Origin of the sequence: Inquilinus sp. Marseille-Q2685, from assembly GCF_916619195.1 — a bacterium.
Taxonomy (GTDB): Bacteria; Pseudomonadota; Alphaproteobacteria; order DSM-16000; family Inquilinaceae; genus Inquilinus.
This window is the reverse complement of sequence record NZ_CAKAKL010000002.1, coordinates 256,761-270,551: the sequence shown is the minus strand read 5'-3', so window position 1 is coordinate 270,551 and position 13,791 is coordinate 256,761. Positions and strand designations below refer to the sequence as shown.

At 68.9% G+C, this 13,791-nt stretch carries 13 protein-coding genes; 3 read left to right on the top strand and 10 right to left on the bottom strand.

Annotation, left to right across the window (positions count from 1 at the left end; genetic code table 11):
* The first annotated feature begins 32 nt into the window (after window positions 1-32).
* The 3 genes from LG391_RS10265 to LG391_RS10255 are packed head-to-tail and all read left to right on the top strand — an operon-like array spanning window position 33 to window position 2,211.
* Window positions 33-692 (top strand): hypothetical protein, encoded by a 660-nt coding sequence (locus LG391_RS10265; protein ID WP_225767918.1) that lies wholly within the window; start codon window positions 33-35, stop codon window positions 690-692.
* Window positions 689-1,456: a hypothetical protein gene (locus tag LG391_RS10260; protein WP_374200739.1), complete on the top strand. Its 768-nt coding sequence runs from the start codon at window positions 689-691 to the stop codon at window positions 1,454-1,456. Before LG391_RS10265 ends, LG391_RS10260 begins: the two co-directional genes overlap by 4 nt.
* Complete coding sequence (locus tag LG391_RS10255; protein WP_225767917.1) at window positions 1,453-2,211, top strand: hypothetical protein; 759 nt, start codon at window positions 1,453-1,455, stop codon at window positions 2,209-2,211. The genes LG391_RS10260 and LG391_RS10255 overlap by 4 nt, the downstream gene beginning before the upstream one ends.
* A 421-nt stretch (window positions 2,212-2,632) precedes the next feature.
* On the opposite strand, the gene LG391_RS10250 is transcribed toward LG391_RS10255, so the two are convergent.
* The 10 genes from LG391_RS10250 to LG391_RS10205 form a co-directional block, all read right to left on the bottom strand.
* Window positions 2,633-4,258 carry a DUF6538 domain-containing protein gene (locus LG391_RS10250; protein WP_225767916.1) on the bottom strand — a complete coding sequence of 542 codons (1,626 nt, stop codon included), beginning with the start codon at window positions 4,256-4,258 and terminating at the stop codon, window positions 2,633-2,635.
* A 123-nt stretch (window positions 4,259-4,381) separates the two neighbouring features.
* Complete coding sequence (locus tag LG391_RS10245; protein WP_225767915.1) at window positions 4,382-4,543, bottom strand: hypothetical protein; 162 nt, start codon at window positions 4,541-4,543, stop codon at window positions 4,382-4,384.
* 45 nt (window positions 4,544-4,588) lie between these two features.
* Window positions 4,589-5,380, bottom strand: coding sequence for a trans-aconitate 2-methyltransferase (tam, locus tag LG391_RS10240; RefSeq protein ID WP_225767914.1), 792 nt, complete (start codon window positions 5,378-5,380; stop codon window positions 4,589-4,591).
* 114 nt (window positions 5,381-5,494) lie between these two features.
* Window positions 5,495-7,135: a glucose-6-phosphate isomerase gene (gene pgi / locus LG391_RS10235; protein ID WP_225767913.1), complete on the bottom strand. Its 1,641-nt coding sequence runs from the start codon at window positions 7,133-7,135 to the stop codon at window positions 5,495-5,497.
* Between the two features lie 76 nt (window positions 7,136-7,211).
* Window positions 7,212-7,853, bottom strand: coding sequence for a DUF3035 domain-containing protein (locus LG391_RS10230; protein ID WP_225767912.1), 642 nt, complete (start codon window positions 7,851-7,853; stop codon window positions 7,212-7,214).
* Window positions 7,850-8,386: a signal peptidase II gene (gene lspA / locus LG391_RS10225; RefSeq protein ID WP_225767911.1), complete on the bottom strand. Its 537-nt coding sequence runs from the start codon at window positions 8,384-8,386 to the stop codon at window positions 7,850-7,852. Before lspA ends, LG391_RS10230 begins: the two co-directional genes overlap by 4 nt.
* Complete coding sequence (ileS, locus tag LG391_RS10220; RefSeq protein WP_225767910.1) at window positions 8,383-11,268, bottom strand: isoleucine--tRNA ligase; 2,886 nt, start codon at window positions 11,266-11,268, stop codon at window positions 8,383-8,385. The genes lspA and ileS overlap by 4 nt, the downstream gene beginning before the upstream one ends.
* 232 nt (window positions 11,269-11,500) lie before the next feature.
* Window positions 11,501-12,439 (bottom strand): bifunctional riboflavin kinase/FAD synthetase, encoded by a 939-nt coding sequence (locus LG391_RS10215; protein WP_225767909.1) that lies wholly within the window; start codon window positions 12,437-12,439, stop codon window positions 11,501-11,503.
* 88 nt (window positions 12,440-12,527) lie between these two features.
* Window positions 12,528-13,157, bottom strand: coding sequence for a hypothetical protein (locus LG391_RS10210; RefSeq protein WP_225767908.1), 630 nt, complete (start codon window positions 13,155-13,157; stop codon window positions 12,528-12,530).
* Window positions 13,154-13,765, bottom strand: coding sequence for a hypothetical protein (locus tag LG391_RS10205; RefSeq protein ID WP_225767907.1), 612 nt, complete (start codon window positions 13,763-13,765; stop codon window positions 13,154-13,156). The genes LG391_RS10210 and LG391_RS10205 overlap by 4 nt, the downstream gene beginning before the upstream one ends.
* Window positions 13,766-13,791 lie beyond the last annotated feature (26 nt).

Sequence of the window (13,791 nt, the reverse complement as noted above, 5' to 3'; positions counted from 1 at the left end):
CCCACGGGTGCAACTATTTCGAGATCGGAACGATGAAGCCCTGTCGAGTATCCTGGTGCACCGAACCGGCCAGTGGGTGGGGCCGGCATTGCGACAGGCACAAGGCGCACGACCGGCGCCATGGCCACCCCGAGCAGATCGCCATCACGAAGACGATGCTGGCGCCTTACGAAAAGCTGGTGGAGGGCGTGAAAGCGCGTAATGCGGCCTCCCCTGCCTGGGTGCAGCTAGGGGCCATATGGGCGGAGGTCGTGGCGGAGGCAAAGGCCGAGGTTGACCAGTTCCGCCGAGGCGGGGCCATGAATAAGGTCTCGGTCATGGCGTCGAAGGAGATCGTCAGGATCGGTGAGGAGGCGGAGCCATGGGAGGTCGTTCGGGCCGCTCTTGCAACCGCCTGGATGGAAGCGGATCAGCCGCGCCTTTTCCGATCGGACGATGCCTTCCGGGTTCAGCTTTGCCGGCGCGTTCGGGCGCTAGTCGAGAGGAACGCCGGGATCTGGTATGACGCCAGCGGAAAGCGGCGCAGGCACTACAAGGAGTTGCCGAGACAGGTGGCCGTACTGATCGGCCATCGCCTCGCGGTCGCGTTCGGGCCGTCTGGTGTGGCTCTGTGGCGGAAGGAAGCGGACAAGGCCGAAGAGCGGAAGATGCGTCAAGCGCGCTTGACCGAGGCCCTGGAGGAGTTGAAGTGACGGCCATGAATGGGAACCGGGGTGCTGGGACCACCACCCGAAAGATCGCGCTTACGGACATCATCCGGGACGCGGCCGGGATGCAGGTTCGGGACGACATTGACCGCGAGTTGGTGGAGAGCTACGCGCGCTCCATGGCGAGGGGGGAGGAGTTCCCGCCCGTGGAGGTCTTCGAGGTCGAGGGCAAGCTCTTCCTTGTGGACGGCTTTCACCGATGTGAGGCTGCCGAGTTGGTGGCGGAGAATGCAGGGCAGGCCCCCGCCGTGGTCGAGGCCAAGGTCAAAGCAGGCTCTATGGCGGAGGCGACTGAGGCAGCAGCCCTGGCGAACACAACCCATGGGAAGGGGCTGACCCGAAAGGAACTGAGAGAGGCATTCCGCCGGCTCGCGGGGTGCGGTGCGCTGGACGGGCTGTCATCCAGGGAGATGGCCGCGAAGTTTCACCACAAGATCACCCACGTGACAGCCGTGAGTTGGGCCGAGGAGTTTCCCGGTCTGGTCGCCAAGAAGCCCAAGAAGGGCGCCGCCGAGAGACCGCGCGGCGGACGCGAGCCCGACCCGCTGTCAGCAACCCAGGCGGTGAACAACGCGGCCATCTCGAACCTTCTTCAGGTGGCACGTCTGGTGAATGGCGGGAACGTCACCGATCCCCGCACCCTGGACCAGCTTGCGGAAGCCGCCGAGGATCTTCTTGCGGCCCTGAAAGAGCGCGGCGGGGACGCTGAACGGGCGCGAAATGCGCTGGAGCGGTTCGAGGTTGAGTGACCCGTAACTGCCTGTTTTTCAACAGCAATCGCGATCCTGTTAAGATTGAACACTTACAGGGGCGCGCGGCGGGCCTGAAAGCCGCGCTACGCCTGGGCTTCGAGGCTGTAAAGTGGGGGGAAAGGGTGGCACGACACATTCGGCGGAGTGATGGCCGCTGGCGACTGGCGGTCTCAACGGACTTCGAGCAGCACAGGGCGGCGCATCCCGATGTCACCGACGACCTTCTTGCCGAGGCATTCGAGCGGATCAATGTCGCGACGGCCGGTCGAGAGATCACCGAAGCGGTGAACCTCGGGCGCCCCCTCGGGGTCACGTCGAAGGTGCAGACGGAGCCCGCTACCCCCGACGCATCCTGCCTGTTCGCCTACCGGCACGGCCGGCGGCACCCGTCTCGCACCATCGTCGGCGTCGAGAAGCCGGTCACCTCGCGGATCACCATCGTTGCGGAGAGGGGTTTCGGTCCCTGCTTCGTGCTACGGACGGCGTACCTGGGCGAGTACGCGCCGCCCGAGCCCACCAGCTACCGCGCGATCCGGCGCAGGGGCATGAGGCGGGCGGAGGCGCTAGCGTTCTGGTGCCGTCATGCGCTGGTCTATGATCCGGTGGAGTTCGCTTCGGCGCCCTTCGAGGCGACCTGGGCGGGCATCATCGGGCAGATCGAGGCAGACCGGATGGCGAGGAAGCGTCAACATATCTCGGGGCCGGCATCCGCAACAGGGGCTGGCCTTGTACCGCCGCGCCTCGCTTCCTAAGTATCAACGAATGCGCCGAACAGCGTAACCACGGGTCGCAACCGTGGCGCAGACTGGCCATCCTAGCCGGGGGTCTCCCGAAAGGAACGGGGGGCTTAAGGGCGTGAACCAGCCTCCACACTGACCATCAACAGTCAGTGCCAGGAAAGAGGGGATCGTCTGACGCCGAAGAGTTGTGGCCACAACTCGACGGCTAGCGCCAGCTAGGGCGCGAACATAAGTACACTCGCCCCGACAATTCGTCGCGGCCGGCCGTGACATCGTGCGAGTAGCTATCGCGATGATGATCACGATAAGCGTGAAGATGGACTTGAGGACTGTGCGGCTTCTGGCCACCATCCTCATCCTGCTTTTCACGTAAGGAGGGGCGCGGGAGGCTTTACGGCCTCCCCGCCTTTTGGCCTTTCGCTCGCAGGGAACCTCAAAGCCCGTCCGGCACGTTGATCCGGCACAGGTGGTCGTGCAGCACCGTGACGCTGAAGCCCAGGCCATAGCCGTCACCGGCGTTCCGCCCTGCCTCATGGCCGAGGATGGCGTCTTGCACCTCGGGAGGGACCAGAGCGTTGCGCAGAAGGTCCTTCACCCGGTGGCGCCATGAGTGATTGGGGGAGATCCGGTCATCAGTGATCCCCAGTCCCCGCACCCAAGACCGAAGTGCATTCGCTGCCGTGCTTCCGCGGAGGCCGTACTTGTCCAAGGTGATATCAGGGAACAGCGGGCCATCCGCAGGTAGACCATGGGCGTAGTCTAGGAAGCCCTCAGAGACGACCTTAGGGTGGATCGGGACGGCCCGCACCGATGCTTCGCTCTTGACCGACTTTGTCCCGTTCGCTTGCCCGTCTTCGTCCACCTCCGTCACCATGAGGCAGGGGATGCCGTCAACCTCCCGGACATCGGCGACCATGGCTTGGCAGACCTCGGCCACCCTGGCGCCGCTGAATGCCATCAGCCACGGCACCCACCGGGCGAACCCCTGCCGCTCCCTTGCAGCGGTCAGGATGGTGACTGCCTCCGCCTCGGTGAACGGCCGGACCAGACGGCCCCTACCGCGCTTCACCCTGGGACGCCGAACGCCAACGAAGGGATTGCTAGGGAGGAGGCCGTCATCCACTGCCCATGCGTAGAGGGTCGAGCAGCGGTTCATGTAAGAGACGATGGTCGAGGCCGTTCGTCCCGCCGCTTGTAGCGCAGCCTTCCAGTCAACTACGTCCTGCTTGGACGCCTCGGCTAGGGAGCGCGGCTTGATCGTGGCAGCGAAGGCGAACAGCGTCCGGGCGTATGTGTCCCGCGCCTGCGGGCTGGCGCCTTGGTTGGCTGCCCAGCCATCGATCACGTCATCAATGGTGATGGCCTTCCCCCCCACGGGCGCATTCACGGGCTCGGGAGGGGACGCCTTCTCGACCACCGAGGCGGCCGGGTACCGGACAAGCTCCGGGGCCGGGGAGAAGTCACCACCGTCCTGCCGCACGGCTGCCCTCAGGTGGTTCGCCATCGCGTCCCTGAACGCCAGCACCAGCAGCCGGCGCGTCGCTGTGTCGACCACCAGACCCTCGGCGTCTAGCTGCCGGTCAAGGTGGGGGCCGACTATCCGCTCTTGCTCCCGCGGGTCGCCCTCCGCATCGGCGAGGAGATCGAGACCCAGGGCGTTACCCTCCTTGTTGTCCGGGTGTGCCTCGTAGACCTCCAGCATCTCCCGGAGCCAGCGACCGGACAGCGCGACACATTGGCGATAGGAGAGCGACACAAGGCTTGACCTGTCGGCCTGTGCGGGCGCCCCCTCAGGGGCGCGTGTGGGCGGCGCTTCACGGGCGGCCAGTTCCCGGCGAAGCTGGTCACACTCCCGGTCGAACTTCAGCGACGCCTCAACGACCAGCCGGCGGGCAGCCTCAGGGTCTCTGGTGCGGAGGGTGAACGCTTCCTCCGTCTTCGGCGTCCCCTTGCTGGTGACAAACCGGCCCCGGCCCTGAAGGTCCTTCGGCACCTTGGCCTTAAACCAGTAGGTTGCGCCCCGCTTCGTTAGTCTGGTATTCCTGGCCACGTCTTCCATGCCCCTGGATGTACATCTCGGGGGGACAAACGGGAAGCCAGAAGCCCAGGAAATCCGCCATTCTTAGGGCGGCTGCGGGTTTGGCCGGTGGCGCGAACGTCCTGTCACGGGATCGCGCGGGCCTCAATGACGGCCGCTGCTCCCCGCGCCGTAGGAGCTCCTGCCGGCATTCGGCGAATAAGGCTTGACCTCGATGCCCTCGCAGGCGGCGAGCAGGAGAAACACGCTGAGCAGCGACCCGATCGCGGCGAGATGGGGAATCGACATGGCGGGCTCCATCGTCATGGGCTGTTCCTGCCATGTGGTGCCCCGCCGCGACGCGCGGAAGACCTAGCGCGGGCGGCGGGCGACGACAAACAGTCGCGGGAAGGCCAGCAGCAGCTTGCCGTCCGCCTTCGGCCGGTAGGCCTCGGCGATGCGGCTTGTGTAGTCCGCCAGGAAGCCGGCGCGCTGCTCCTCGCTCAGCGGGTCGATGAAAGGGCGCAGCCCCGTGCCGCGCACCCAGTCGACGATCGCTTCCGGCGACGCCATCGGGTGCTGGTAGGCGGTGCGCCAGACATCGGTCTCGGCCGCGACCGGCGCCAGCAGGTCGTAATACTCGTCGAGCGGCAGGATTTTGGTGCGCACCAGCGCGGCGTCGCCGATCGTCTCTCTCCACGGCCCCTCGCCCGCCACGGCGCGCATCAGCCGGTGCGTCGGCTCCTCGCGGTTGTCTGGCATCTGCACCGCCAGCACGCCGCCGGGCGCGAGCAGGCCGAACAGCCGCGGCACCAGCGTCTCGTGCCCCCGCACCCATTGCAGCGTGGCGTTGGCGTAGATCAGGTCCGGCGCCGTCTCCGGCTGCCAGACGGCCACGTCGTGCCGCTCGAAGCGGCAGCCCGGCAGGCGGGCGCGGGCATCGGCCAGCATCGCCTCGGAGCTGTCGATGCCGGTGACCTCCGCCCCCGGGAAACGCTCGACCAGCAGCTCGGTCGAATTGCCCGGGCCGCAGCCGAGATCGTAGATCACCAGCGGACGGCCGTCAGCGGGCGGATCGAGCTCGACCCGGGCCAGCAGGTCGCGGGCCGGGCGGGTGCGCTCGTCCTCGTAGCGGCGGTAGAGGGCTGGGGTCCAGTCGGCCATGACGCTTCCTCGGCTCGGGGCTATCGCCCTAGTGATGAGCCGAGGCAGCCATCATGTCCAATAGCATGATTCCGGCCGATCCATATCCGATCGATATGGATCGGCCGGTCAGGGTCAGGACCAGTCGCGGATCGCGGCGAGCAGGCCGAGGGTCGAGCTGTCATGCGCGCCCGGCGCCTTCTCGCCCAACAGCTCGGGCAGGATGGCCTTGGCCAGCTGCTTGCCCAGCTCCACGCCCCACTGGTCGAACGAGTAGATGTTCCAGATGATGCCCTGGACGAAGATCTTGTGCTCGTAGAGGGCGACCAGCAGGCCCAGCGTGTAGGGGTCGACCGTGCGCACCAGGATGGTGTTGGAAGGGTGGTTGCCCTCGAACACCTTGAACGGCAGCAGCGCCTCCAGTGCCGCGCCGGACATCCCGGCCTTGGTCAGCTCCGCCCGCACCTGGTCCGGCGTCTTGCCGACCATCAGCGCCTCGGTCTGGGCCAGCACGTTGGACAAGAGGATCGGGTGGTGGTCGTCGACCGGGTTGTGGCTCTCGACCGGGGCGATGAAATCGCAGGGGATGATCTTCGTCCCCTGATGGATCAGCTGGTAGAAGGAGTGCTGGCCGTTGGTGCCGGGCTCGCCGAAGATCACCGGCCCGGTCTGGTAGTCGACCCGGTGGCCCTGGCGGTCGACCGACTTGCCGTTCGACTCCATGTCCGCCTGCTGCAGATAGGCCGGCAGCCGGTGCAGATACTGGTCGTAGGGCAGCACGGCATGGGTCTGGGCGTCCCAGAAATTGCCGTACCAGATTCCGAGCACGCCCATCACCGCCGGCAGGTTCTGTTCCAGCGGCGCCGAGCGGAAATGCGCATCCATGGCGCGGCCGCCGGCCAGGAACCGCTCGAAGGCGTCGGCGCCGATGCCGATCATCACCGGCAGGCCGATCGCCGACCACACCGAGTAGCGGCCGCCGACCCAGTCCCAGAAGCCGAACATGTTGGCGGTGTCGATGCCGAACTTCGACACCTCCGCCGCATTGGTCGACAGGGCGGCGAAATGCTTGGCGATCGCCGCCTCCGGCGCGCCGGAATGCAGGAACCAGCGCCGGGCGGTGTGGGCGTTGGTCAGCGTCTCCTGCGTCGTGAAGGTCTTCGACGCGATCAGGAACAGGCTGGTCTCGGGGTCGATCCGCTTCAGCGTCTCGGCGATGTGGGTGCCGTCGACATTGGAGACGAAGTGCAGCCGGATGCGCGGGTGCTGGTACGGGCGCAGCGCCTCGGACACCATCACCGGGCCGAGGTCGGAGCCGCCGATGCCGATGTTGATCACGTCGGTGATCGGCTTGCCGGTATAGCCGGTCCAGCTGCCGTCGCGCACCGCGTCGGAGAATTCGCGCATGTGCTTCAGCACGGCCGCCACCTCGGGCAGCACGTTCTCGCCATCGACCGTGACCGAGCCGGTCAGTTCGGCCCTGAGCGCGGTGTGCAGCACGGCGCGGTGCTCGGTGCCGTTGATCGCTTCCCCGGCGAACATGCGGTCGCGCCAGCCCTCGACGTCCTGCTGGCGGGCCAGGGCGAAGAGGAGGCCCAGCGTCTCCTCGGTCACCCGGTTCTTGGAATAGTCGAGCAGCACCTCGCCGAGGCGCAGCGAGAAGCGGTCGAAGCGCTTCGGGTCGGCGGCGAAGAGGTCGCGCATATGCACGCCCTCCATCGCCTTGCGGTGCGCGGCAAGCGCGGTCCAGGCGGGCGAGCGGGTCAGATCGGACATGGGCGGGCGCCTCCGGTGCAGCAGCGTGTCGGATCAAAAAAGACGGGCCGGCATGTGCCGGCCCGTGAACTCAACCTCAGAAGCTCGGGACGAGGCCTTCCAGCGGCGCCGGCCGCTTGCGGATGATGATCGGCGTGTCGCCGGTGGTCAGCGGCTTGCCCTGCTCCGCATTGGTGTTGAGGCGCGCCGATTCCTTGTACGGATCGACGACGGTGCCGGGCAGCGGCTTCGAGTTCCAGAACATCAGCCGGTCGATGAAGCCGTCCTCGTTCTCGTCGAGCTGCGCCGTCTCCTGATTGACCGTGGTGCGGATGTCCGGCTGCGCCTGCCCGGCCTTGGCCAGGATCGCCGCGGCGCCCGCCCCGCCCGCGGCCGGGGCGGCTTCGCCGCGGGTCACCTTCTGGCCCTGGCCGAACAGGATCGCCTCGGCCTGCTCGCGCGGCTGGGCTTCCTGCGGCCGCGGCGCGCCCGGCGTCGGCGGCGGCAACTCGTCCATCGAGGCCGGCATGGCCAGGGGCGCCCGGGGCATCACCGCGAACTCGTCCGGCGTCGACCGGTCGTAGCCGATCATCTCCTGCACGGTCTGGTTGCTGCCCTCGCAGCCGGCCACGGCCAGGGTGGCGACGACCAGGCCGGTCAGCGCGACCAGCCGGCCCCACCGCGCCCGGCCGGGCTGGGAGAGGCTGGTGGACTGGAGAAAACGAGACTGCCCGCTCACGTTCGATCCCTCTGCTGCGCCGTCACCGGGTGCGTGCGCCGGCCGAACAGACTGTCGGCGATCAGCAGCATCACCCCGATGCTGATCGCGCTGTCGGCCACGTTGAACACCCAGAAGGAATACTCCCCGGCGTGAAAATGCAAGAAATCGGCGACGGCGCCGAAGCGCAGCCGGTCGATCACATTCCCGATCGCCCCGCCGATGATCAGCCCGACGCCAAAGGCGACGAGGCCCCGGTCGTTGCGCGCGAGCCAGACCACGAGGCCGGCCACCACGGCGACCGCGACCGCCGACAGCCCCCAGCGCGCCAGCGGCGTGTCGCCGGCGAGGAGACCGAAGCTGATTCCATAATTCCAGACCATGGCGAAATCGAGGAAGCCGGTGATCCGGATCGGCGGCGCCCAGCTGGCCGTGGTGATCGGCTCGGCCAGGCCGAACAGGACCTTCAGCACCCACCATTTGCTGATCTGGTCGGCGACCAGGATCAGAACGGCGATGACCAGGCCGCGCCGGAACAGCCGCGCGTCCGTCATGCCGAGGCCCCGGCTCCGATGGCGTCGACGGCATCGGCGCAGCGGTTGCAGAGATCCGGGTGGGCGGCGACCGTGCCGACCTCCGGCAGGACCTTCCAGCAGCGCTCGCAGCGGTGGCCCTCGGCCGGGGCGACAGTGACGCCCACGCCCGGCACGTCGGCCAGGGTGAAGGCCCCCTCCGGCACCGCACCGGTCTCGACCGTCAGCCCCGAGGTGATGCAGATCTCGGCGAAGTCGAGGCTGCCCAGCAGCCCGGTTTCCTCCGCCCCCGCATGCACCACCGGATGGGCCTGCAGCGACGAGCCGAGCCGCTTGGCGGCCCGCTCCAGCTCCAGCGCGCCGGTGACGACGCGGCGCAGGTCGCGCAGCCGGGCCCAGCGCGCCGCCAGATCGTCGTCGCGCCACGCCTCCGGCACCTCCGGGAAGGTGCGGAGATGGACGCTGACCTCCGGCCCGTCGCCGTGCCGGGCCAGCCATGCCTCCTCCGCCGTGAAGCAGAGGATCGGCGCCAGCCAGACCGTCAGGTGGTCGAACAGAATATCGAGCACGGTGCGCACCGCGCGCCGGCGCGGATCGTCCGGCCGATCGCAGTACAGCGAGTCCTTGCGGATGTCGAAGTAGAAGGCCGAGAGGTCGACGGCACAGAAATTGTGCAGCGCCGTGGACATGGCGTGGAAGTCGTAGGCCTCGATCGCGCGGCGGATCGTGCCGTCCAGCTCCCACAGCCGGTGCAGCACCCAGCGCTCCAGCTCCGGCAGCTCGGCCGCCGGCAGCCGCTCGGCATCCTGGAAACCGTCGAGGGCGCCCAGCAGATAGCGCAGCGTGTTGCGCAGCCGGCGATAGGCGTCGGCCTGGTACTTCAGGATCTCCTTGCCGATCCGCATGTCCTCGGAATAGTCGGTGCCGACCACCCAGAGGCGCAGGATGTCGGCGCCCGACTGGTCGACGACCGTCTGCGGCGCCACCACGTTGCCGAGCGACTTCGACATCTTCCGACCCTGCTCGTCGAGCGTGAAGCCGTGGGTCAGCAACGCATCATAGGGCGCCCGGCCGCGCGTGCCGCAGCTTTCCAGCAGCGAGGAGTGGAACCAGCCGCGATGCTGGTCCGAGCCCTCGAGACACAGGTCGGCCGGCCATTTCAGCTCCGGCCGCTGCTCCAGCACGAAGGCATGGGTCGAGCCGGATTCGAACCAGACGTCGACGATGTCGAAGACCTGCTCGTAATCCTCGGCCTTTAAGGTCTCGCCGAGGAAGAACTGGGCGTCGTGCTTGTACCAGGCGTCCGAGCCCTCGAGCTCGAAGGCCGCGGCGATGCGCTGGCAGACCGCGGTGTCGCGCAGCGGCTCGCCGGTCATTTTGTCGACGAAGATCGCGATCGGCACGCCCCAGGCGCGCTGGCGGCTGATCACCCAATCCGGCCGGCTCTCGATCATCGAGGACAGGCGGTTGTAGCCCTGCTCCCGCCCGAAGCGGGTCTGCTTCAGCGCCTCCCGCGCCCTGTCGCGCAGCCCGTTCGTCTCCATCGAGATGAACCATTGCGGCGGGGCGCGGGAGATCAGCGGCGCCTTGGACCGCCAGCTGTGCGGGTAGGAGTGGCGGATCTGCCCCTTGGCCAGAAGCCCGCCGGCGGCCTCGACCGCCGCCGTGACGACCTTGTTGGCGTCGCCCTTCTTGCCGTCCGGCCGGTAGATCACATGACCGGCGAAGAGTGGCACGCTGGCATGATAGCGGCCGTCCTCAGTCACCGTCTCGGTGGCGGCGATGCCGTGGGCGCGGCCGAGCTCGAAGTCGTCGGCGCCGTGGCTGGGCGCGGTGTGGACCAGACCGGTGCCGGCATCGACCGTGACGTGGCCGCCGGGCAGGAACGGCACCTCGAAGTCGTAGCCCTGCCCCGCCAGCGGATGGCGGGCGACCGAGCCGGACAGCTCCGAGCCGGCGAACCTGTCGATCGCGGTCCAGGCGGTGACGGCGAGGTCCTTCGCCACCGTCTCGGCCAGCGCCGTGGCCAGCAGCAGCGTCTCGCCGACCTTCGCCAGGCTGCCCTCGGCCACGGCGTCGACCTTGTAGACGCCGTATTCGAAATCCGGGCCGTAGGCGATGGCGCGGTTGGCAGGCAGGGTCCAGGGCGTGGTGGTCCAGGCCACGGCCGCGGCGCCCTCCAGCGACGGCCGCGATGCCTTGGCCAGCGGGAAGCGCACCCAGACCATGTCGGAGGTCAGGTCCTGGTACTCGACCTCGGCCTCGGCCAGGGCGGTCTTCTCCACCACCGACCACAGCACCGGCTTCAGCCCGCGATACAGGCCGCCGTTCAGCAGGAACTTGTGGATCTCGCGGACGATCTGGGCTTCGGCCGCGTCGGTCATGGTCAGGTAGGGATCGGCCCAGTCGCCCATCACGCCGAGGCGCTGGAACTGCTCCGACTGCACCCCGACCCAGTGCCGGGCGAAGGCGCGGCATTCCTCGCGGAACTGCAGCACCGGGACTGCGTCCTTGTCCTGGCCGGCCTTGCGGTACTTCTCCTCGATCTTCCACTCGATCGGCAGGCCGTGGCAGTCCCAGCCCGGGACATAGACCGAATCCCGGCCCAGCATCTGCCGGGTGCGGACGACGATGTCCTTCAGGATCTTGTTGACCGCGTGGCCGATATGGATGTCGCCATTGGCGTAGGGCGGGCCGTCATGCAGGACGAACTTCTCGCGCCCCTTCGAGGCGGCGCGGATCCGGCCCAGCAGGTCGATCGCCGCCCAGCGGGCCAGCAGCTCCGGCTCCTTCTGCGGCAGGCCGCCGCGCATCGGGAAATCCGTCTTCGGCAGGAAGACGGTGGATCGATAGTCGGAAGCAGCCGGGGCGGCACCCGGAGTTTCGGCGGGCTGGGCGGTCATGACATGAAGGCTCGTGGATCCACGCGGGGCTCAATACCCGCTTTGAGGCTCGGATGCCAGCCGCACGACCCGGCCGGGCCGTGGGCGGCATGATGCGAGGGGTGCGCGCGGCGCGGTGACCCGACCCCCTTCAGAGGGCCGGGCGGATAATTCGGAACAGGGCGACCTGCTTGCGCATGGATCCCATCGTACCGGATGGATGGCCATGGTCAAGCCGCGGGGAGTCGCGGGCCTACCGCGCCAGCACCTGCCGGGCGGCCTCGCAGTCGCGGTCGATCTGGGCGACCAGCGCCTCGAGGGAGTCGAATTTCTCCTCGCCGCGCAGCCGCTCCACCAGCTGCACCCGCAGGTGGCGGTGGTAGAGGTCGCCGGAGAAGTCGAAGAGATAGGCCTCGAGCAGCGGCGTCTCGGTCCGCCACATCGGCCGGATGCCGAGGCTGGCGACGCCGTCGTGCCACACCAGCGGCCCGCCTTCGTCCACGGCGCAGCGCACGGCATAGATGCCGTAGGCCGGGCGCAGGAAGTCGCCGAGCTCGACATTGGCGGTCGGGTAGCCGAGCTCGCGGCCGCGCTTGTCGCCGTGCTCGACCCGGCCCTCGATCTCCCACGGCCGGCCCAGGATCTCGGCGGCGCCGCGCGTGTCGCCTGCGGCCAGCAGTTCGCGCGCCCGGCTGGAGGAGTAGAGGCCGCCGGTCTCGTCCGCGGCCTGGGTGACGATGGTGACGCCGAAGCCGAGCTGCCGGCCGAAGGTGGTCAGCGTCTCGGGCGTGCCGGCGCGGCGATGGCCGAAGCAGAAATCATAGCCGACCACGACATGGCGGGCGCCGAGCGCCCCGACCAGAACGGTCCGGATGAAGTCCTCGGCCGAGCGGGCGGCGAAGGCCCAGTCGAAATGCAGCACCACATGCAGGTCGACGCCCAGCGCCTCCAGCAGCCGTGCCTTGATCCGGAACGGGGTCAGGCGGAACGGCGGATCGTCGGGGCGGAACAGGCTGCGCGGATGCGGCTCGAAGCTGAGCACGCAGAGCGGCGCGCCGAGCCGCTGCGCCTCGGCCCGGGCGGCCGCGACCACGGTCTGGTGGCCGCGATGCACGCCGTCGAAATTGCCGATGGCGACCACCGCGCCGCGCGCCGCTGCCGGCAGGTTTTCGGTGTGGCGGAAGATCTGCATGGGCCTCGTCTCAGCCCGGCCGGTCGTGCCGGGCCCGTTGGATATAGCGAGGACCGGCGCCGCCAGCCAGGGGGCAGGGCGGCGCGGGCTATGACGGCGTCGCGCCCATCCGGCGGCGGCCGGGCAGCAGCAGCGCGGTCGGCGCCAGGCGGCGCTGCACCAGATAGATCGGCCCGGCCGGCATGTTGTCGGTGACCACCAGATGCAGCGTCACCGTGCCGCCGGGCGGGATGGTGCCGCCTTCGAAGACGAGGCCGTCATGCGGCTCGTCGATCACCCGGCCGGCGGCGAAGCCCTCGGCCCAGATCGACCGCGCCACATGCGGGCCCTGGGCGAAGGACAGGCCGTCGTCATAGGTGCTGCCTTCGCCGCGCTGCCGCTCCAGCTCCACCGGGAAGTCGTGCCAGGCCTGGCCGGTGTCGTTGCGCACGATCTTGGTCAGGGCAAAGCCGGTGAGATGCGCCGTGGCGATGCGGTTGCCGAAGCCGGCGGCCAGCCCGGTGATGGTCAGGGCCGCCTCGCCGCCGCCGGTGATCCGCTCGACCACCACGAAGGGGTCGTCGAGCCGTCCGGTCCCGGTCGCCGATTCGAGCACGAAGCCGCCCTCGGCATCGCTGAACACCAGCCCCGCGGCCGAGACCTCCCCCGCCCGCGCCGAGCCCGACATTCCCAGACACAGCAGCAGGCCCGCCAGCACGCGGCGCGCGGCGCCCCTCACGGCCCGGCCCGGGCGACACGCAGCGGCGGCGGCAGCGCCGCGGTCGGCTGGATCCGCCGCTGCACGACGTAGAAGCTGTCCGACGGGGTGTTGTCAGTGACCACGACGCGCAGCACCACCGTGCCGCCGGGCGGCACCGCGCCGTCATGGAACAGCACCATGTCGCGCGGCTCGTCATACATCTGGGCCGCGGTGAAGCGGTCGGCCCGGATGCCGCGCACCGCCTCCGGCGCCTGGGCGAAGGACAGCCCGTCGCCATAGGGGCTCTGGTCGCCGCGCCGCTCCTGCAGCTCGACCGGGAAGTCGCGCCAGGTCTCCGCAGTGTCGTTGCGCACCACCTTGACCAGGGCGAAGCCGGCCAGATGCGCGGTGCCGACGCGGTTGCCGAAGGCCGGAGTCAGCCCGGTGACGGTCAGCGCGGCCTCGCCCTTGCCGGTGATCCGCTCGACCACCACGAAGGGGTCGTCGAGCCGCCCGGTCCCGGTCGCCGATTCGAGCACGAAGCCGCCTTCCGCGTCGCTGAAGGTGATCCCCGCGACCGTCATCTCTGCCGCGTGGGCGGCCACCCCCCATGCCGCCAGGACGATGACGGGGGCGCATGACGCCAAGCGCCTCATCCCTTCAGTGTGGCCGT